General features: G+C 33.6%; 23 protein-coding genes and 2 riboswitches. Of the genes, 16 read left to right on the top strand and 7 right to left on the bottom strand.

Annotation, left to right across the window (positions count from 1 at the left end):
- Positions 1–10: 10 nt before the first annotated feature.
- Positions 11–193, top strand: a riboswitch (cobalamin riboswitch).
- A gap of 245 nt (positions 194–438) precedes the next feature.
- Positions 439–876, top strand: coding sequence for an acyl-CoA thioesterase (locus MHI39_RS14925; protein WP_259545674.1), 438 nt, complete (start codon positions 439–441; stop codon positions 874–876).
- A 78-nt stretch (positions 877–954) separates the two neighbouring features.
- Here the strand turns inward: MHI39_RS14925 and MHI39_RS14920 are convergent, their stop codons facing one another.
- Positions 955–1,347 (bottom strand): thiol-disulfide oxidoreductase DCC family protein, encoded by a 393-nt coding sequence (locus tag MHI39_RS14920; RefSeq protein WP_342539593.1) that lies wholly within the window; start codon positions 1,345–1,347, stop codon positions 955–957.
- 192 nt (positions 1,348–1,539) lie between these two features.
- The gene (locus MHI39_RS14915; RefSeq protein WP_058003901.1) at positions 1,540–2,094 is read right to left on the bottom strand and encodes a GbsR/MarR family transcriptional regulator; all 555 of its coding nucleotides are present in this window, start codon (positions 2,092–2,094) and stop codon (positions 1,540–1,542) included.
- Positions 2,095–2,400: 306 nt separating this feature from the next.
- Here MHI39_RS14915 and MHI39_RS14910 point away from each other — a divergent pair, with 306 nt between their 5' ends.
- The 7 genes from MHI39_RS14910 (at position 2,401) to MHI39_RS14880 (ending at position 8,096) form a co-directional block, all read left to right on the top strand.
- Positions 2,401–3,552, top strand: a complete 1,152-nt coding sequence (locus MHI39_RS14910) for a betaine/proline/choline family ABC transporter ATP-binding protein (RefSeq protein ID WP_342539590.1) — start codon at positions 2,401–2,403, stop codon at positions 3,550–3,552.
- Between the two features lie 11 nt (positions 3,553–3,563).
- The gene (locus tag MHI39_RS14905; protein ID WP_280617540.1) at positions 3,564–4,217 is read left to right on the top strand and encodes an ABC transporter permease; all 654 of its coding nucleotides are present in this window, start codon (positions 3,564–3,566) and stop codon (positions 4,215–4,217) included.
- Positions 4,218–4,232: 15 nt separating this feature from the next.
- Complete coding sequence (locus tag MHI39_RS14900; protein ID WP_342539589.1) at positions 4,233–5,150, top strand: osmoprotectant ABC transporter substrate-binding protein; 918 nt, start codon at positions 4,233–4,235, stop codon at positions 5,148–5,150.
- Positions 5,151–5,163: 13 nt separating this feature from the next.
- A complete protein-coding gene (locus MHI39_RS14895; protein ID WP_342539588.1) occupies positions 5,164–5,844 on the top strand; it encodes an ABC transporter permease in 681 nt (226 codons plus the stop codon).
- A 159-nt stretch (positions 5,845–6,003) separates the two neighbouring features.
- A complete protein-coding gene (locus MHI39_RS14890) occupies positions 6,004–6,786 on the top strand; it encodes an MBL fold metallo-hydrolase (protein ID WP_342539587.1) in 783 nt (260 codons plus the stop codon).
- Between the two features lie 494 nt (positions 6,787–7,280).
- Entirely contained in the window at positions 7,281–7,658 is a 378-nt protein-coding gene (locus MHI39_RS14885) for a DUF4309 domain-containing protein (RefSeq protein ID WP_342539586.1), read from the top strand.
- 213 nt (positions 7,659–7,871) lie between these two features.
- Positions 7,872–8,096, top strand: a complete 225-nt coding sequence (locus MHI39_RS14880; protein WP_058003910.1) for a hypothetical protein — start codon at positions 7,872–7,874, stop codon at positions 8,094–8,096.
- A gap of 155 nt (positions 8,097–8,251) precedes the next feature.
- On the opposite strand, the gene MHI39_RS14875 is transcribed toward MHI39_RS14880, so the two are convergent.
- The gene (locus MHI39_RS14875) at positions 8,252–8,695 is read right to left on the bottom strand and encodes a hypothetical protein (protein WP_342539583.1); all 444 of its coding nucleotides are present in this window, start codon (positions 8,693–8,695) and stop codon (positions 8,252–8,254) included.
- Positions 8,696–8,802: 107 nt separating this feature from the next.
- Here MHI39_RS14875 and MHI39_RS14870 point away from each other — a divergent pair, with 107 nt between their 5' ends.
- The 5 genes from MHI39_RS14870 to MHI39_RS14850 all read left to right on the top strand — a co-directional run bounded on the left by MHI39_RS14870 (position 8,803) and on the right by MHI39_RS14850 (position 13,175).
- Entirely contained in the window at positions 8,803–9,486 is a 684-nt protein-coding gene (locus MHI39_RS14870; protein ID WP_342539582.1) for a hypothetical protein, read from the top strand.
- Between the two features lie 80 nt (positions 9,487–9,566).
- On the top strand, positions 9,567–9,998 hold the full coding sequence (locus MHI39_RS14865) for a GNAT family N-acetyltransferase (RefSeq protein ID WP_236036352.1): 432 nt from the start codon (positions 9,567–9,569) through the stop codon (positions 9,996–9,998).
- Positions 9,999–10,336: 338 nt separating this feature from the next.
- Entirely contained in the window at positions 10,337–10,954 is a 618-nt protein-coding gene (locus MHI39_RS14860) for an NUDIX hydrolase (RefSeq protein ID WP_342541451.1), read from the top strand.
- 38 nt (positions 10,955–10,992) lie between these two features.
- Positions 10,993–12,042, top strand: coding sequence for a Gfo/Idh/MocA family oxidoreductase (locus MHI39_RS14855; RefSeq protein ID WP_342539580.1), 1,050 nt, complete (start codon positions 10,993–10,995; stop codon positions 12,040–12,042).
- A gap of 50 nt (positions 12,043–12,092) precedes the next feature.
- Complete coding sequence (locus tag MHI39_RS14850) at positions 12,093–13,175, top strand: acyl-CoA thioesterase/bile acid-CoA:amino acid N-acyltransferase family protein (RefSeq protein WP_342539578.1); 1,083 nt, start codon at positions 12,093–12,095, stop codon at positions 13,173–13,175.
- A gap of 53 nt (positions 13,176–13,228) precedes the next feature.
- Here the strand turns inward: MHI39_RS14850 and MHI39_RS14845 are convergent, their stop codons facing one another.
- Together MHI39_RS14845 and MHI39_RS14840 are read right to left on the bottom strand one after the other, a co-directional pair.
- Complete coding sequence (locus MHI39_RS14845) at positions 13,229–14,131, bottom strand: hypothetical protein (RefSeq protein ID WP_342539577.1); 903 nt, start codon at positions 14,129–14,131, stop codon at positions 13,229–13,231.
- Positions 14,132–14,155: 24 nt separating this feature from the next.
- Positions 14,156–14,548 carry a VOC family protein gene (locus MHI39_RS14840; protein ID WP_251337722.1) on the bottom strand — a complete coding sequence of 131 codons (393 nt, stop codon included), beginning with the start codon at positions 14,546–14,548 and terminating at the stop codon, positions 14,156–14,158.
- A gap of 544 nt (positions 14,549–15,092) precedes the next feature.
- Here MHI39_RS14840 and MHI39_RS14835 point away from each other — a divergent pair.
- Positions 15,093–15,326: a hypothetical protein gene (locus tag MHI39_RS14835; protein WP_342539575.1), complete on the top strand. Its 234-nt coding sequence runs from the start codon at positions 15,093–15,095 to the stop codon at positions 15,324–15,326.
- Positions 15,327–15,462: 136 nt separating this feature from the next.
- On the opposite strand, the gene MHI39_RS14830 is transcribed toward MHI39_RS14835, so the two are convergent.
- The gene (locus MHI39_RS14830) at positions 15,463–16,452 is read right to left on the bottom strand and encodes a DUF4003 family protein (RefSeq protein ID WP_342539574.1); all 990 of its coding nucleotides are present in this window, start codon (positions 16,450–16,452) and stop codon (positions 15,463–15,465) included.
- 161 nt (positions 16,453–16,613) lie between these two features.
- A riboswitch (SAM riboswitch) is annotated at positions 16,614–16,718 on the top strand.
- Positions 16,719–16,811: 93 nt separating this feature from the next.
- Between MHI39_RS14830 and ssuE the strand changes: the two genes are divergently transcribed.
- Both ssuE and MHI39_RS14820 read left to right on the top strand, forming a co-directional pair.
- Entirely contained in the window at positions 16,812–17,357 is a 546-nt protein-coding gene (ssuE, locus tag MHI39_RS14825; protein ID WP_342539573.1) for an NADPH-dependent FMN reductase, read from the top strand.
- Positions 17,358–17,443: 86 nt separating this feature from the next.
- A complete protein-coding gene (locus tag MHI39_RS14820) occupies positions 17,444–18,214 on the top strand; it encodes a nucleotidyltransferase domain-containing protein (RefSeq protein WP_342539572.1) in 771 nt (256 codons plus the stop codon).
- Between the two features lie 872 nt (positions 18,215–19,086).
- Here the strand turns inward: MHI39_RS14820 and MHI39_RS14815 are convergent.
- Positions 19,087–20,259: an IS256 family transposase gene (locus MHI39_RS14815; protein WP_071976245.1), complete on the bottom strand. Its 1,173-nt coding sequence runs from the start codon at positions 20,257–20,259 to the stop codon at positions 19,087–19,089.
- Positions 20,260–20,393 lie beyond the last annotated feature (134 nt).

Below are 20,393 nucleotides of genomic sequence, written 5' to 3'. Positions count from 1 at the left end.
CTATAGTGAAATATTTGCCGATAAATATGGTGTTTGCCAAAAATTAAAAGGGAATCTGGTGAAATTCCAGAACTGTACCCGCAACTGTAAGTGTTGACGAAATAAGGATAACCACTGTCCAATTTTGGATGGGAAGGACTTAAAGTAGAATGATACACGAGTCAGGAGACCTGCCATATTTATAGCGACTTATTTTCCTCGGGAGTTGGGAAGATTCGTACACATTGGTAGATTAATAGACAATTAATGATTTGGTCTGTTCTGCTATCAGCGTATTTTTAGGACTGGCTAACAATATGTGATTTACCATTTAAGATAGGTAAAACATCTATTTTATGTTAGGGGAATCTGTCTTAAGAAAAATGGTCAGTACCTTTAATTTTAATTTCTTCTCTCCTGTACTTCATAGTGGTAAATATACATGAAAGTGGAGAAATGATGGAGAAAACAATTTCTGTAAATGTATCAAGAACCTATCAAACTAAACTAGTATTACCTCCAGATACGAACCATATGGAAACTATTTTTGGAGGAACCATCTTATCGTATATTGATGAAATTGCTGCTATTTCAGCAATGAAGCACTCTCGAAAAGTCGTAGTAACTGCGTCAATCGATGCTGTTCATTTTGTTTCCTCTGCAAAAGTTGGCGACATTTTGACTTTAGAGGCATTTGTCCTTTCAACTGGGAGGACATCAATGAAGGTTTATGTAAAGGTCGAGTGTGAGAATTTAGAGGAGGAAGAAAAACGATTAACAACTACATCCACCTTAACAATGGTAGCACTTGATGAATACGGAAAACCGACACCAGTGCCAAAAGTTATGCTGGAAGCTGATTGGGAAAAAGAGTTATTACTCAAAAAACAGCCTTAAAATATTTGTATAAAAAATGGAGTCGTTCTTTACATTTATATGACGACTCCATTTTATTTTTATCATAATGATAGGTTACTATAATAAGAATCTTTCCTGATCTTCCTTTGATGGGATCATACAGCTATCCCTTTTACCAAACCAGCGATAACGATTTTTCGCGATAATATCGTAGATCAAATTTCTTATTGGTAGTGGGATAATTCGAAAAGCATATCCCCATTTCCATAATCCATTAAGACTTCGGCAAACTCGTAATGCCGCTTCCGATTTTGTGTACAATTTGCCACCCTCAATAAGTACAAAGCTGTCAATTAAGCTGTTTACTCTATACTCCATTAATAATTTTTCCCCAACTTCGCTTTGAAGAGAAGCAAATTTAAAATATTTATTTTGGTCCCTTTTTATAATAAATTGTACGCTTCCATTACAAAAATTACATACTCCATCAAATAGTATAATTCCAGTCAATTGGTCACCTTCTTTTATAGGATGAAAGGAAATAATGAGAGTGAAAAATTTTATAACGTTTATATTTATTTTAACTTAGAAAAAAGCTTAATAAAAAGCAGTAGATTTTTACATGAAAACTACTGCTTGAAATATTTTCTATGTTTTATTTCAATATAAAAAGGGTATATTACCACGGAGCTTATATGTTAATTATTTTCCTCTCCATTCAGTGGTTTTCGGCACATGCTCGAATATTTCACCACTTTCAAAAAAGTCAACTAAACGAGTAAGCCATTGATAATAATCCGACCAAATTTTCATTTCCTTTAATAATTCATTGATTTGATCTTCTGCTTCCTGTGATAATTCTTCATTATCTTTTAACATCAGCAGCTCACGTGTTAATTTTTTTTCAAAAATTTTATTGCGGTTAATCGTTTTTCTCCAATTTGAGGTGAAAATTGAAATAAAGGTTTCGTAATAATCTGTTTCTACATCATAAATATCTTTACGAACCCCTTTTTCAAAAACTTTTTCAGCAATATTAATATCTAGCATCTCTCTAACAACTTGACTCATTCTTGTTTTACTCATTCCAGTTGCAGTGGATAGCTCATCTAATGTCATTGGTTTTCTATTCATATAAATAATACCAAGAATACGACCGACTGTAGGGGAAACTCCATACGTCTTCATATTATCAGCAATTTTTTCAATATATTGTTCCTTAGCTTGATCAATGACTCGCAAGTGCTTTTCTTCCATAGGTAGTTTGCTCCTTTAAATACCTCATATACAAAGTCAATGTATCATATATCCAATGAAAAATAAAATCTTTTCTGAATGAGGAAATGAAAGCAATAAGGAGGAATAGTAAGAAATGAGAGGATGATAGTCTTTAACTATTTATATTAATGTAAAATTGATGCAATATATGCAATCTATAAACTTTTTATTTTACAAACTTTACGTTATACTTAAATAGTGACATATACGAAAAAAATTGCATAGTATACCAAATGGTTAATTGTTCCAACTGTTTCATTGGTAAAATTACGGAGGTGTATCGATTTGTTAAAATTTGATCATGTTACAAAGATATATAAGGGAGGAAAAAAAGCGGTTGATGACTTAAATCTTGAATTTAAAGCAGGCGAATTTATCGTTTTTATCGGTCCAAGTGGTTGTGGGAAAACAACGACGATGAAAATGATTAACCGTTTAATAGAACCAACAAGTGGAAGTATTTATATTAATGGAAAAAATATTTTAGAAAAAGATCCCGTACAACTTAGACGTGAAATTGGCTACGTCATTCAACAAATAGGTTTATTCCCTCATATGACCATTCAACAAAATATATCACTCATTCCAAAACTATTAAAATGGCCGGAAGAAAAGCGCCGTGACCGAGCAAAAGAACTGCTCAAACTTGTAAATATGACAGAAGATTATTTAGATCGCTATCCACATGAACTAAGTGGTGGACAGCAGCAAAGGATCGGGGTACTAAGGGCTCTAGCTGCAGACCAGCCATTAATCTTAATGGATGAACCATTTGGTGCATTGGATCCTATTACAAGAGATTCATTGCAAGATGAATTCAAAAAATTACAGAAATCATTAGGAAAAACAATTGTTTTCGTTACGCATGATATGGACGAAGCATTAAAATTGGCAGATCAGATTGTTATTATGCGTGATGGGAAATTAGTCCAAGTAGGGTCTCCTGATGAAATATTACGTGAACCTGCGAATGATTTTGTTGAAGAATTCATTGGAAAGGAACGTTTACTTCAAGCGCGTCCAAATATTCAAACCGTTGAGCAAATAATGAATTCGAAACCAATAACCATAACAGAAGATAAGTCATTATCCGAAGCTATTCAAATTATGAAAGACCGTAGGGTCGATTCTCTTTTAGTCATTGATCGTTATCAACTATTAAAAGGTTATATAGATGTAGAGATGATCGATCAAAACCGTAAAAAAACGAATCTAGTTGCTGATGTACTTGAAACGGAAACCTTAGCTGTACAAAAAGATACATTGGTGAGAGATACGGTTCGAAAAATTTTAAAAAGAGGAATGAAATACGTACCGGTTGTAGATGAGCGGCATCGACTTGTTGGAATCGTAACTAGAGCAAGTCTGGTCGATATTGTCTATGATTCTATCTGGGGAGAAGCAGATGAAGAAATCCATTCAAAACATGTAGGATAGGAGGGAGTTTGATGGATAGCATTATTCAATTTATAAGTAGCAACTGGAGTGAATTACTGTTTAAAACATGGCAGCATTTCTATATATCAATCATTGCCGTTTTTCTTGGGATTATAGTTGCTGTACCACTTGGTATTGCTTTAACAAGAGTGCCAAAGGTAGCAGGTGTCGTAATGGGAATAGCCGGCGTTGTTCAAACCTTTCCTAGTCTCGCTATTTTAGCATTTTTTATTCCTATACTAGGTGTTGGAAAGGTTCCAGCCATTATTGCTCTATTTTTCTATTCAGTCCTACCCATCTTAAGAAATACCTATATTGGTGTAAAAGGAATAAAGGCCAACCTATTGGAGGCTGGTCGTGGGATGGGTATGACTGGATGGGAAAGAATTCGCTATGTAGAATTCCCTCTTGCCATTCCCGTGATAATGGCAGGTGTACGTTTATCAACGGTTTACTTAATTGGCTGGGCAACACTTGCATCATTTATTGGTGCGGGTGGTCTTGGGGATTATATTTTTAGTGGTTTGAATCTTTACCAAACTGAATTTATTATTGCAGGTGCAGTACCAGTTACGATCCTTGCACTATTAGTAGATGTTTTCTTAAGTAAATTAGAAAGTTGGGCAACGCCAAAAGGAATTCGAAACCTGAAGGAAGCTGCGTAGAAAGGGGTATGGAGAATGGGAAGAAAACGAAATTGGATAGTTGTGTTCGTTTTGTCAGTCTCATTGATCATAAGTGGATGCTCCTTACCAGGCTTAAGTGCATCTTCGGATCAATCGATAACGATTGGCATGCATAATACAACTGAATCACAAATATTAGGTTTTATGGAAAAATTAATGATTGAACATTATACAGATTTAAAAGTAGAACTAGTTAATAATCTAGGATCTTCGATTGTTATGCATAAAGCAATGGTGAATCATGATATTGATATATCCTCGGTTCGCTATACGGGAACAGACCTTCCTGGCTCATTAGGAATGGATCCTGTCAAAGATCCGAAAGAGGCACTAAGAATTGTTCAAAAAGAATTTAATCAAAGATTTGACCAAACATGGTTTGATTCATATGGATTTGCCAATTCTTATGCGTTTACCATCACAAAAGACTTCGCTGAAAAAAATCAGATTGAAAAGGTATCAGATTTGAAGCCATTAGTGAAAGATTTGAGCTTAGGTGTCGATAATTCATGGCTAAAAAGAAAAGGTGACGGTTATGAGGGATTTGTGAAGGAATATGGGTTTGAATTTGGACATACGTATCCCATGCAGATTGGATTAGTCTATAAAGCAGTACAAAATGGGAAAATGGATGTTGTCTTAGCCTATACAACAGATGGACGGATCAGTGCGTATAAGCTAAAAGTACTTGAAGATGATAAACATTTCTTTCCACCATATGATGCTTCACCGGTCGCTAGTAACAAGGTATTGAAAGCTCATCCTGAACTAAAAGGTATTTTGCAAAAATTAGTTGGGAAAATAAGTACGGAAAAAATGCAGGAATTAAACTATGAAAGTGATGGCAAAATGAAAGAACCTTTAGTTGTAGCGAAAAAGTTTTTAGAAGAAAATAATTACTTTGAAGAATGAGGAGGTGCTAAGATTGGATACTTTACAAGGTGTTTTAGACTACTATGTTCATAATGGCAGCTATGTTTGGGAACAATTTTATCGCCACTTTCTTATGTCTGCCTATGGTGTCTTATTTGCAGCTGTTGTAGCGATTCCACTTGGCATAATCATCGCACGTTATCGTAAACTAAGTTCATGGGTCATTTCACTAGCAAATATTATTCAAACCATCCCAGCTCTAGCCATGCTATCAGTATTAATGTTAGTAATGGGGTTAGGGACAAATACTGTGGTTTTATCCTTGTTTCTCTATTCACTTTTACCAATTCTTAAAAATACTTATACTGGTATTACCAATGTGGATAATTTTTTATTAGAATCAGGTAAGGCAATGGGAATGACGAAATTTCAGGTACTAAGAATGGTAGAACTACCTTTAGCCTTATCAGTAATCATGGCTGGTCTTCGTACAGCATTGGTCATTGCCATTGGAATTGCAACTATTGGAACCTTTGTTGGTGCAGGGGGCCTTGGTGATATCATTGTTAGAGGAACCAATGTTACGAATGGCTCATCTATCATTTTAGCAGGTGCAATTCCAACCGCTTTAATGGCTGTAGGTGCTGACCTCATCATGGGTTGGTTAGAACGGAGCTTATCACCAGTGAAAAAGAAAAAAGGGTTGAAAATTGAATATAAGGAAGCAGCATAATTGAATTAATAAAAAAAAGATGTACCATCCGGTGCATCTTTTTTTATTAACGATCATCAAGTATATACCGTTGGTTTTTTATTCCTATAATGTAGAGGATATTTTTCAACCTTTGAAGAAGTATGATATAAGGGTAATATGAAAATTTTGGAGGATAAGATGATTAAAGATGCTTGGTTTACTGTTCAACAAATAGATGAATACACATTTGCCATTAGTGAATATGGGCACTGGGAAAAAGTACACTCATTTCTTTTATTGGGTCAAAAAAAAGCAGTATTAATTGATACTGGACTTGGAATTGATCGAATAAAAAGAGTGACAGATCAACTGACCGTTTTACCTATTGATGTTGTTACTACTCATGTACATGCTGATCATATTGGAAGCCATGGGGAATATGAGAGAATTTTTGTTCATAAAGATGATAAGGATTGGTTAATAAATGGAATCCAAGGCTTAACCATTGATCAAATAAGAAGAAATTTGTGTAGAGATATTACAATTCCGATACCAAAAACGTTTGATCCTGATACATATCAACCGTACCAGGGAGAGCCGACAGGCATATTGGATGATGGTGATATTATTGAGTTAGGTAATCGAAAATTAGTGATTTATCATACACCTGGACATTCTCCAGGGCATCTAGCCATTTTTGATGAAACCAATGGTTATTTATTTACAGGGGATCTACTCTATGATCAAACGCCAATATATGCTTTTTATCCTTCTACCAATCCTGTCGATTTAGTTTACTCATTAGATAAAATATTAGAAATTCCAAATGTGACTAGAGTTTTTGGTTCACATAATACTTTGGGACTTGAGGCAAATATTTTATTTGAAGTAAAGAAGGCGGTTCAAATTCTTCGAGAAAATGACCTTATTAAATTTGGAACAGGCACCCATTGCTTCAATGGCTTTAGCATAAAATTTTAGTAGAAGGTGATTTTAATAATCAAAGCTTTAAAATATATAGGAGTAATTGCTGCGATTTTAAATATATTATTATGGCTTATATTGAATTTTTTTAATCCTTATACTAATCACAGTGAATTTGGCCTATTGATCATTACTTTTATGATGCTATTTCTTCCTGCTTGTTTAGCCATTTTTGCTTTTCTATTGTCTAAACCATTTTTGTTATGCATATCATTTTTATGGTCACTACCAATTAGTTTATATTTAGTCTTGACACCTAGCATTTTTGCAATAGCTGGAGTTACATGTTTGCTTTATTTAATAAGTTATCTCTTAATTGGTAAATCATGATAAGCGATGCTAAAAAGGGGAAGATGTAAGATGAAATTAGCTAAATTTATTGTACTGTTATGTCTAACTAACTTATTACTAGGAGCTTGTTCCTCTAAACCTATGGAAAAAAAAGAAGAGCCAAGTCTTCTAAGAAGAGCGGGTTTGTATTAAATAATAAAATGGTAGATGGGTTAAAGCAAGGAAAGATCCTCGATACTCCACTAGATTTAAGTAAAGTGTCCACAATGGCTGATATTGAAAAAGTGTGGGGTAAACCAGATGAAGCAATCGATCATCAAGATCTTCAAGACTATATTTATATTAAAAATGGTCAAAGTATGATGATCACAGAAAATATAGAAGAAGAACAAGTTCAATACAAATTTTCTTTCTCAATATCAATAGCAACCACTAGGGATGAAATACTGAAAAAAATGGGTAAACCGAAAGATGTTCATGCAACAACTATTTTACAATATTACTATAATGGCTACAAAATTCAATTTGAAAAAAATGATAAAAACAATTGGTTGGTATACTTAGCAAAAAGTATTTAAAGGGAGTTGAAGGAAGTATTTATTGTATTCTGTGACTTAACATTAAAGTTAAGTGAATTAAATTGTAGATATCTAGTCCCTGAACCTATAGAAAAAAATGTTGTTAAAAGCATAAACATATTATGTAGGTGAGGCAGCGGATCTTCATACGATAGATGGTTTTATTGTGAACTTATCCTCATGTATCTTAATTCGAAAAGAGGCTTTGAATCAATGAATAGTAATATTATTTTAGGGATAGTATTATTAGCGCTGAGTTTGTTTCTTAAGCCATTATTGGCGATTGTGGGGCTGAATGAAAGGTTGTTCGGATTACACTGGCAAGGTGAAACTGTGTTTTCATTGAGTCCATTTTTAGTTCGGATTATTCTAGCAGTAATTGGGATTATCTTGCTTATCATCGGAGGTATGCAAGTTTCAAAGCAGAAGAATAAATAGTTAAAAGGGTGGAGAGAACAACAATTAATTTTGCTATAATATTGAAAATTTATAACCAAGGTATTGAAGACCGTGCTGTAACCATCTTCGTAGGATTGAACTTTATAAGACCATTTGAGCTTTTATACAAACAACATACTTTAGGAAACAGTTTGTTAATTATTCTCTTTTGACTGTCTCCTTTTAATAATTATGACAATTATAATTATTAAAATTAGGTCAATACATAATTTAGGGATAGAAAATACATTCATTACGTGAAAAGGTGCTCTGTTAACATATACAGCCTTTACCCATTCTTGTTTGTTAATTTCAACTGCAATTGCAGAGGTGGGAGAAATACCATTAATTTCATAATATTTAGTACCAATAGGAAAATAATTTGAAGCATTCCCATAATATTTACCAGTCATATCATTAGGCTGCGTTTTCACTTTTCCTATGTTTCTTCCCAACTCATTTTTATTTACTGGATCCTCATGTTTAACTTCATAGACTTTACCTTTCCAGACAACAAAAGGGTATGCCCACGATAAAGCATGTGCCATCGATGAAAAAAGAAAAAGTAATATTATAATTAAAGGAACAAACTTTTTCATAATGACCTCCTATGATAAATTTATTACACATTTTACTTGAAAATATATATATTAATTAGTTTTATTTTTCGAATTTTATAAAATTAGAAATTTGGAGGTAGTGGGAGATGAAAGAATATAAAATTAAGACCTATGATGAGGCAGTTCATATAATAGAGGAGATTGGAATTTTGCCTTTAGCTCCTTTAATACCAGATTATCCTTCGCTTAGTAGCATGACACAAAAGGAAAGTTGGCATTCAGATACTGATTTTGACCCATGGATTTGGCGAACTAAATTTTCTGCTGACGGGGTTGCAGCATATGGAAAGTTTATAAAAAAGAAAAATGTATTCATTTCTCGTGAGTGGTTTCCTGTAGTAAGGGCAATCCTTGGCTCGAAATACACCGTAAATGAAAGATATAATGACGGATATTTCTCTAAGGAAGCCTACAATCTATACAATATAATTGAACAAGAGGAAGGTATCGATACAAGATTATTAAGACAAAAATCAGATATGAAAGAAAAGGAAAAAAAGAAATTATTTGATCAAGCATTAGTTGAATTACAAGAAACTTTAGATATTGGTATTTCCGGTATTAAAGAAAAACAAAATATAAATGGTGAAAAGAATGGATGGAGCAGCACCTCTTTTGAAACGATTGATTATTGGATGAAGAAAAATGGACTTGAACAAGATCATTGGGAACGTGAGGATGCTAAGGAAAAGCTTAAACATCATTTTTTGAATATTGGATGCTCAGAAGTGGCAATGAAACGAATTGAAAAGATATTTTCACTTGAATAGAAAATAATATGATATTTGGTACATAGAATCTATTTGAGTGTATAGTGGTTAGTGTTGAATTTATTGTAGGTCGGTGTAATATGCAGTTAAATTTTGAAACAGAGAGATTAAACATACAGCCATTTAAAAATGAAGATGCATATAAAATAAAAGAATTAGCAAATGACGAAGTTTTATCTAATATACTGGGTCTTCCATATCCATATAAGTTAGAACATGCACAAGAATGGATACTTACGCAGCCAGACGTAATAGCTGCGGGTAGTGAATACCCTTTAAAGATAGTTCATAAACAATGGAATGAAATAATAGGTACGGTCACTTTAAGAATAGATAAGAAGAACAATAAAGGTGAGCTTGGATACTGGATAGGAACTGATTATTGGGGCAATGGTTTTGCTACTGAATTCGTTAGTAACTTTGGATTTAACGAATTAAACTTAAATAAAATTTATGCGTCTGTATTATCAAAAAATAAGGCATCAAAAAAAGTATTAGAGAAATCAGGATGACAAAAAGAAGTCACTTTAAAGCAAAATAGATTTTTGTTAAATAAATATGAAGATGTAGATCTATATGGGTTATTGAAAGTAGAGTATATAACGGAAAATCCCTAGAAAAAGCTATAATAGGTATTTTAAGAAAAGTCAATAAAATGAATAAACAGGTTAATGAAAAAGATATTTTGGGGATAGGGTATCAATGTATGGCGAGTTCTTATCCTTATAAATACTAATATAGGAATACGTAAAATGAATAGGATAATTGTGAAATCTATCATTCTTTGATTTGATAGAGACGGAATTTAGCTTACTTGTACAATATGAAACTTTACATGGTGGTGATTATGTTGGAACCTAAATGGCTAAAATGGGCAAAGCAACTCCAATCCATTTCCCAGGCTGGACTTACCTATTCAAAAGACGTGTATGACTTAGAGAGATTCGAAATGATTAAAAAGTTGAGTATTGAAATTGTCTCACAATACACGGATATAGAAGAGTCAGTTTTAAAGAATGTATTTGTAAATGAATCTGGATATGCTACACCTAAGGTAGATATTCGCGCGGTAATTTTTAAAGAGGATAAAATACTAATGGTTAGGGAAAAGACTGATGGGAAATGGGCACTACCAGGAGGTTGGGCAGATATTGGTTTAACCCCAAGTGAAGTTGTAGTAAAGGAAGTAGAAGAAGAATCTGGATATGATGTACGAGCAATAAAAATGATCGGTGTGTTTGATAAGAAATGTCATCCACATCCACCATCACTTCATCATACGTATAAGCTTTTTATCCAATGTGAAATTACTGGTGGTAATCCAAAAACAGGAATAGAAACTAGTGATATAGATTTTTTTGCAGAGAATAACCTGCCTCCGTTATCAATGGAAAGAAATACGGAAAATCAATTAAAGATAGCATTTAGACATTTGTATAATCCCTATGAACCTATTTATTTTGATTAAATCAAAATTATTTACATAAAAAAAGCGGGTGTATGACGATGGTCCAAGAGAAAGGCAGGAATGACTTAAGGGTTGCAATTATCGGAGGTGGCTTCGGATTAAGGGTTCAGGCTCCTATTATTCATTGTCATCCAAAAATGAAGGTTTCTTCTATTAGCACAATGAAACGTCATCAAATACCAAATGAATTAATGAGTGGAGAGCATAGACCAGCCCATTATCATAATTGGATGGAGATGTTAGATCAGGAGGAGATTGATCTTTTATTCGTTAGTTCTATTCCGATTCATCATTTTGATATGGTAAAATATGCAATAAAAAAAGGTATTCATGTTGTATGTGAAAAACCATTTATGATAAATAGTGAGGAATCGAAACAATTATTAACATTATCTAGCTATTATAATATAAAAGTTGTCGTTGACTTTGAATGGAGGTATCTTCCTATACGTCAGAAGGTCAAAAAAATTATTCAGAACGGTGGCATTGGAAAGATTCTTCACTTTGACTACCATATTTCTAGTCCTGGATATCAGAATATTCGGTCAATGAAAAAAGGCTGGATGGGTGAAAGAAATAAATTTGGAGGTATGCTAGGTGCTTTAGGCAGTCATATGATTGACTGTATGAAATGGCTAACAAATGATGAAATTGAAACGATGAATAGTTATCTATTTACCCATGTTCCCGAAGGTGGTGGAGAAATGAGGGATGCAGATGATGCTTTTTTTCTACATGGAAAGTTGAAAAATCATACGAGTTTTTCCCTGCAGCTACTATCGGGAATAAATCATGGGTTTGGATCAGAGTTAAAAATATATGGACACTTAGGTACCATTAGGTTATCAAATGATAATAATCTATTTTGGGGAAAAGTAAATGAAGAATTAAAACAGGTATTTATTCAAACGGATGAGAAAATACCTTCACAATTATCAAATGAAGCAAGTGCATATTATCCGGCATTCTATCCTTTTATAGAAAAGGTATATGAATATATTACATTGAATACATTTGATGAGGATTTACCAACCATAATAGATGGACATGAAAATCAAACTGTATTAGATAGAATACTATTCAAATAATTTCTCAAACAAGTTGAACTTAGAATATTATAAATGAGGTGAATGATTTTATGTCACTTATGAATAAAAATAAACCGCGAATTGTTGTAAGTGAATCAATTTCATTAATCGACTCACCTGTAAAAATAACGATTCAAGATGTGAAGCCTGGAAAGAAAGTAACAATTAAAGCAAAAAGGATTGCAACTGGATTAAAAAGGCTTGAACTAGAATCATATGCAATATTTATTGTTGATCGAAGTGGAAAAGTAGAACTTGATAGTGAGGAGCCAATAAGCGGTAGCTATTCAGGCGTTGATGGAATGGGTCTCTTTTGGTCACTTGAATTGACGAAAATAGAGGAGTTAAGTTTAAATAGTGAGTATAATGTAGCTCCCTTAGCCCCACAAATTTTTACATTATATCTAGAAATTAATCAGACAATTGTTCACGAAATCAAGATAACGAGGCTTTGGAAATCGGACAATATTGCTCGTCATGAAATAAGAGAAAATGGGCTAGTAGCAACTTTGTTTTGCATGAACGATCGAACTCCTTTGCCGGCTATTATTGTTTTAGGAGGTTCAGAGGGAGGGATCAATGAATATCTGCCAGCTCTATTATCCTCCCATGGTTTTACAGTTTTCGCTCTAGCCTATTTTGGTATGGAGGATTTACCTAAGCAGGTAGTGAGGATTCCACTGGAATACATGAAATCGGCTATAGATTGGATAAAGTCTCGACCTGAAGCCATTCCTAATTGGATCGGTATTCATGGAACTTCCAAAGGGAGTGAATTAGCACTTTTGACTGCGAGTTACTTTCAGGAGATTAAGGCAGTTGTATCATTAAATGGTTCTGCTATCTCATTCAGTGGTATTGTGCCATGGAGCGAGGATGAGAAACTTCCCCCGGCATGGACGTATAAAGGAATTCCAATCCCATATGCTTCACCAAAGAATCCTATAAATGTAGCACTTGAATGTATCGAAATGAGGCAGAAAGGTGTGGGTGATCCCTTAGAAAAATGGTACAATGCCCTTTGTTCCGATCCTGAGGTTGTTGAAAAAGCAGTGATTCCAGTTGAAAAAATAAATGGAAATATTCTATTAGTCTCTGGAAAAGAACGATTGAATTTTTTCATGAAAGTTTAGAAACTAACTAAAAAATGGGAGGATATGACGAATGTGTTTCCTCTCTTTTCAAGTTATTGCACTGTTGATTGATAAGTAATCCAAGTCGGAGAAGGTTCAAAAGGAAAAGAATTTAATATCTCCATGGCGTATTCATCGGTCGTATCAAACTCTCCCTCAATAAATTGAAAACCTTGTTCAACAGCAAAGACTACTTGTTTTAAAACAAGCGTTTGAAGTAATTTCTTATCCTGCTTATTTTTACAACCGCACCATCCTAGCTCCAAGCTAGTATCTTTGTTAGATTCATGTAAAAAAGAATAAGCTAGTATATCCTTAGAGTCCCAACTAAGACAAATATAACTTCCATCTAGAATAACATCATCATTTAAAAGTATGTTTTCCCATTCATTGAGGTCCATTTTTGCGACTGGATTACATATATGGGTTTGTTCATAAATGTATCTTACTAAGTGTAATAATTTATCCATTAATTCGCGATTTTTTATTAATTCGTGCAATGTTGTTATATTAAGCTTGTCTTTCTTAACATGAAAAGGGGCTAATTTCTTAATCTCCTGAACATTGATATTTGGCATATAGGTTCTTCTAATTTCGTGAAAATCATTTGTTTCAAATAATGTCTTTAAATGTATAGCTGTTTCCCATATCGAGGTTTGAAAAGGATATGTACCTATATTTAGTGTTTTAAGCTCGGAAAGTAATTTGTGCTCAATATTCCATCCACGATAAAATGGGTGTAATAAAATTCTAAAATACATACAAAAAGGATGGAATGAACTGGTCCAAACAATTAAAATCCCGACCAATTGATTATTTACATGCGCAGAAACGGTAAAAATTAGCCTTGTACTTTTTAACAAATTAAGTAGAGAATTTTCTTCATGACATAAAGAGATCAATTCTCTTAATTGTACTTCATCAACTTCTTCATTTTGCTTTATGGTTAAGTCCATTTTTAATCTCCAAAACTTTGCATATCATAAACTTTTTTGAGTTTTAATTCCAAAGGCAAGCCATCTTCCATCAATATCTTCTATAACAAATTCTTTATTATTGTAATCAGTATCTATTAGTGGTCGAATGATTTTTACATTTAAATCATTAAATTCTTGTTGAAGCTGTGTTTGGTTTTCTGTAATAAAATAAGCATCGTACCCATAACCGTACAGTTTTCGATTCGGCACTACCGCTTGCCCATTTGACTTAGTTAAAATGATCTCGGTGGCATCACGATATAAACATATGTGAGGCTCCACCGTATCCAAATAATGAACAGCTTGAAAGCCAAGCTTTTGTTCGTAAAACTTTGCAGTTCTTAAAATATCTGGAGTCGGAAATACACAATGCGACATCAATAACCCTTTGTTCATGATAATATCTCCTAGCTTTTTCAATATGGTACACTAAGTAATATCTATACTTTTGAAAAAATGTAAAAACTTATAATTTTATATTAGTTTATTTTCTATTAAAATTGAAGTGCTTTTATAGTGGCTACTCTTGGTTTGGTATTGATTTTAAAGAACCGATGTTGGGTGGATATCAGTAAATTACAGGAAAGAAAATAAAGGATTTAGAATTATTTGAGGCATTACTAAGCTTTGATTCTTTTACAAAAATAATACCTTTAATCGAAAGATCAGATGATTCACATATAAGGGATCGGTCATTTAAATGGTTGTTGAGACGCTATGAACTGTTTGTTAAATACCACGGTAAAAGGTTTAAAAAAGCCGAAGAATTCTTATACTCTAAAGGCTTATATTTTCATGTAATATAGTTACATCATTCATAAGCTATTAACGATTAAATAGCATATTTGATAAATCTCCAAAATAGGGAAGTGATTGGGTGATTGACAATAAAAGTACTTGGTCGGTCATTTTTAGCATCTTGGGAATCATGTAATATATCATGAGTTATCGAATATTTGATAACCCGACTTTTAGTGAAAAAATGATAATAGCAATAATCATTTGTGGTAGTTTAGTATCAATGTTTTTAAGTATTGTATATGGAATAATAGGTATGAAAAAGAAAGAAAGAGGTCCTTTTAAATATTTAGGCATAACCATCATATTTCTTTTCTTTGTAGGTATAGCATTATCACCGATTTTTATGGGGTTATTTGGATTTAGGGAACCTTAAATTTGAATTTGTTCATACACCACTGCATTACTTGTGTTTAGTTCTACTTAAAAACAATATTCACTTCAGTCAATAGTTTCGCATATCCAAAATCGAGTATGGTTACCAATTCTCGATTTTGGATGTTTGTTATTAATTAATTGCTAGTCGAAGATGAGGCGGCTACACTAGCAGCAGAAATTGCCGCAATCGAAGCAGCTTGTTGTGCTTGTATAATTGCTTGAATATTAGTAGCTGTTCCAATGGACAGAAGATCTTTGTCTTGGATTTTATCCTTCACGAGCATTTGAATAGAGAATAGTAAGCTCATCTCTTTATACCAACGGAATAGTTTTTTTTCATTTAGAATTGAATCAATCGAAATTATTTCATAAATGTATTTTTCAGGCTCGTCTAACAAAGCCAGTACACCAATGGTGGAAAAATGAATTCCTTTAATTTTTAAGTTATGCTTGCGGAATTGCTCATATAGATTTACGCAGTTTTCTGCTAATCTTTCACGGTTATTATTTTCTCCATAAGTAAGTATATGGGATAAAAATTGCAAATCATTTCCTTTACGGAATACTCGGTCTCCTAAATAGTGATAGAAAAATTCAATGTTTTCCATTTGATGTTCAATGGAATAGTTTATATTGGAAAGTAATACGGCTAAAGGATAATCATCATTCGATGTAAGAAAGAAATGCTTGCTTTTCATCGCCTTATATAGCTTCATCGCTAGACCTGCTTGTTCACTTCTATCCATGCCTTCCTTTGGGTGAGTTAATAATGTATATGCAGCTAAATAAGTATATGGTCCCTTGTGAAACCCTTTTTTAGTTAGAGCGTTATAACATTCTTTTAAATCACTGAATGCCTGAATCGGATCGGGAAATTGATTAATTAATAAAGATGCTAATGTATATCTCATCTCTGGATTTATACCTGAATACCACTTTATGTCTTTTTTTAGAAAATCAGATACCTTTAGAAATTCTTTAGGTTCTAGTTCCTTGCCAGATATCATAAACTGTGAAGCAATACTCATGCGAATTCGTTTATCAATACCCCAACTAATTGCATTTGTTAAGGCATCGAAAGAAAATACGAATTTTTCTGCTTGCTTTGCTATGTCCTGAAACATGAAAGCTCCTCCAATTTGTTAATTTGTACTTTTATTTACGTAGGTAGGTGGAAAAAAGTTTCAAATGAGTGATTGATCAAATCTGTTATAACCTATAAAAATACTTGGAATAATTCTTGACAAATTTATCCTCTGAATATATGATATTCACAATGAAATAATTCTTATCAAGAGAAGCCGAGGGACTGGTCCGATGACGCTTCAGCAACCTCTACATCAAGTAGAAAGGTGCTAATTCCAGCAAGCATAGTCTTGAGAGATAAGAGAGATCACATGAACAGTAAAGTCCTCTTTTCTTTTGAATGGAGGGCTTTTTTATTGCTAATTTTTCATTAAACCTCTAAAGGAAGGGATAACTTATGAATAAAATTGTCATTCTTTGTGGGAGTCCTCAAGAAAAGTCAAAAATTGAAGTAGTTCTTCGGCATATTCAAGCTATACTTGAAAGCGAAGGTTTTTCTATAACATTTTTATCTGTTTTAGATTTTTCTCCGGTAAACTTAATAAAGGGGTATTATAATAGTATAGAAATAAAAAAATTTACAGAAGTGATGGAGGAAGCAGATGGAGTTCTAATTGGTTCTCCAGTTTATAAAGCTTCCTATACAGGAGCTTTAAAGTCACTCATTGATTTATTACCAGAGGGTGCATTAAAAGGAACACCTGTATTTCCATTAATGGTAGGAGGAACAGGTGCCCATCTTTTAGCAATAGAATATGCACTAAAACCACTAATCAATAGTTTAAAAGGAAAGCCGACGCATGGGATATATATTTTAGATAGCCAAATTGATCGAATGAGTAAAGATAATCCAATTATTGATGTGGAGATCATAAATCGACTATATGTACAGTTAAATGATTTTGTTCGATCCATTCAAATTAAAAATCCGTTTATTGCATAATTGAAGACGTTACTGTGTTATTAGTAAAAAAGTACTCATCTGAATCATTTATTTTATAAGTAATGACAAATAAAGGGGGGATTTTATTGAAAAAAAGAATTAGTGAAGAATTAATGAAGATCGAAGAAACATATCAAGTGAAGATATTATATGCTTGTGAATCTGGTAGTCGTGCATGGGGGTTTCCTTCTAAGGACAGTGATTATGATGTTCGGTTCATTTATATTCATTCAAAAGATTGGTATTTATCTATCGATCAGAAACGGGATGTGATAGAATTACCTATTAATGATTTACTTGATATGAATGGATGGGAATTAACAAAAGCTCTGAGGCTTTTTCGAAAATCAAATCCTTCGCTTCTTGAGTGGTTGAATTCTAGTATAGTTTATTATCAAGCTTATTCAACAATTGAGAAAATGAAAAGTCTATCCAGTCAAGTTTTTGTTCCTACCGCTTCCATGTACCATTATTTAAATATGGGTAAACGAAACTTTCACAATTTTATGGAGAAAGAATATGTGAAAATTAAAAAATATTTTTATGTACTTCGCCCTATTTTAGCATGTAAATGGATTGAAACATACAACACTTTCCCACCAATAGAATTTGCTGTGTTGCTTGAACAAATGATTCAAGAGGATGAAATCAAAACATCCATTAGTCAATTGCTTGAAAGAAAGCAACATGGCGATGAAAGCGACCAGGAACTCAGAAACGATCTTCTTTACCATTATTTAAAGAAGGAAATGGCTCATTTAACTGATTTCGCTCACACATTAAATAGTAAGGTGGTTGACCCAACGGACAAATTAAATCACTTATTTAGAGAAACATTAGATGAGGTTTGGGGATGAGGCTATGCTCCATTCATCCTCTTTACCTATTTTTTTGTGAAAGCCGGGTTTTATAAGTTTTGTACATTTTTTGTAGCGAGGTAAAATATTGCTCATTTCGGTAAACTATCTCTTCAATGAAGTGCTCCTTTATTTGTAGCAGCCACAAAGTTAACAGTTGTTGATGACCACCTGTAATACTTCCATAAAAATTACAAGTTTCTCGAAAATATTGTCTGTAAAAATAAAGATAATTAGACCATTTTCTGTACCCTGGGAATTAACTCTTATTTATTTGTTCCCAAGTCCATACTAGAGACACGTTATCTCCAATATTTGTGCAAAATGTGTTTCCATCGCCATTCTTGAGACACGTTATCTCCAATATTTGTGCAAAATGTGTTTCCATCGCCATTCTTGAGACACATAATCTCCAATATTTGTGCAAAATGTGTTTCCATCGCCATTCTTGAGACACGTTATCTCCAATATTTGTGTATAATGTGTTTCCATCGCCATTCTTGAGACACATAATCTCCAATATTTATGCAAAATGTGTATCCATCGCCATCCTTGAGACACGTTATCTCCAATATTTGTGTAAAATGTGTATCCATCCCCGTCCCTGAGACATATAATCTCCAATATTTGTGTAAAATGTGTATCCATCGCCATTCTTGAAACACATAATCTCCAATATTTAAGTCAAGTCCTGGTTTTTGTGTAAAATCACTGGCAAGTACTTTCAACCTTAACCCTTTTATTTTTTTTGCGAAACTTCCATGGATTTTGAACTTCATATCCGGTAAGGGATGTCAAATGGTTTTCAATTTGACATCCCTTACCGGATATGTGATCATCCATGATGGAAGTTTAGCTGAAAATAATCTGTTCTATCTTCCACCCATAAGTGCTTTTCTCTTAGCGTAAACCGTATCCTGATATTGCATTAGAACAGCTCCAATCAAGCGAAAAGCCGATTGGGTGTTTGGAAAAATACGTATGACCCTTTCTCTTCTACGGACTTCTTGGTTCAACCGTTCAAGGGAATTGGTACTACGGATGTGGCATCGGATACTTTCGGGAAAGATCATATACTGGATGGTATCTTCGAACCCCTCATCTAATATAGAGAGTGCTTTTTCAAACTTTGGCTCTGTCCCGAACCTACTCATTAGCTCATCTTTAAACAGACGGATATCATCAATGGTTACTGCTTCAAATACGCGTTTGATCATTGTCTTGATTTCAGCCGAGCTCTTTTTGGGAAGTTTATCAAAGATATTTCGCTTAAAATGGACATTACATCTTTGCCAAGCTGTCCCAATAAATTCACGCTGTATCGCTTTTTGGAGACCTTGATGGGCATCAGAGATGATTAGTTTGGGAGATTGAAGGCCCCGTGATTTTAGCTGTTGGAAGAACTGCCCCCAACTCTCATAACTTTCCGCATGGTCAACACTCAAGCCAATTATTTCACGTGTATTCTTCTCAGTAATGGCAGTGGCAATATAAACAGCCTTGGAAACAACGCTTTGGTGCTCGCGCACCTTTATATACATAGCGTCAACGAATACGAAAGGGTAGTATGTTGTATTTAAGGGTCTCTTAGCCCACTCGTTCACAATGGGATCAAGCTTTTGTGTAAGTGATGATACAAACGACTTGGAAATGTTCTTGCCGCAAAGCTGTTCGACAATATTGGTAACATTCCTAGTTGAAACACCATTGATGACCATTTCCAGCATAGAGAGGACCAATGCCTGGTCACAACGGGCATATTTTTCAAAAACGGTAGTTGAGAATTCCCCGTTGCGTGTCCGTGGTACCTTAAGTGTTAAGGTACCGATGCTCATCATAAGATCACGTTCATAATAACCGTTGCGATAGTCACGGCGTTCAACAGCTCGTTCATAAGGTGCAGCCTTTAAATAGTCATCCCTTTCTTTTTCCATAAATTCGTTTAGTACTAAGACAACCGCTGATTTTATAACCATATCAAGGTTGGAATTTACAATGGCTTCTTTTAAAACATCCAAATTTAGGTTAAACTGTACTTGAGTCATTTTTATTCCTCTTTTCATTGTTTATCGTGGTTGAAAACAGTGTTGCCAAGAGTGAATAAAATGACTCATTTTTTTTGCATTTTCTTTTTACACAATTATACGGACTTAATCAATATTTATGCAAAATGTGTATC

It is taken from the genome of Heyndrickxia sp. FSL K6-6286 (assembly GCF_038630395.1).
GTDB lineage: Bacteria > Bacillota > Bacilli > Bacillales > Bacillaceae_C > Heyndrickxia > Heyndrickxia oleronia.
The sequence above is the reverse complement of the archived record's forward strand: the minus strand, read 5'-3'. Positions and strand labels throughout refer to the sequence as shown.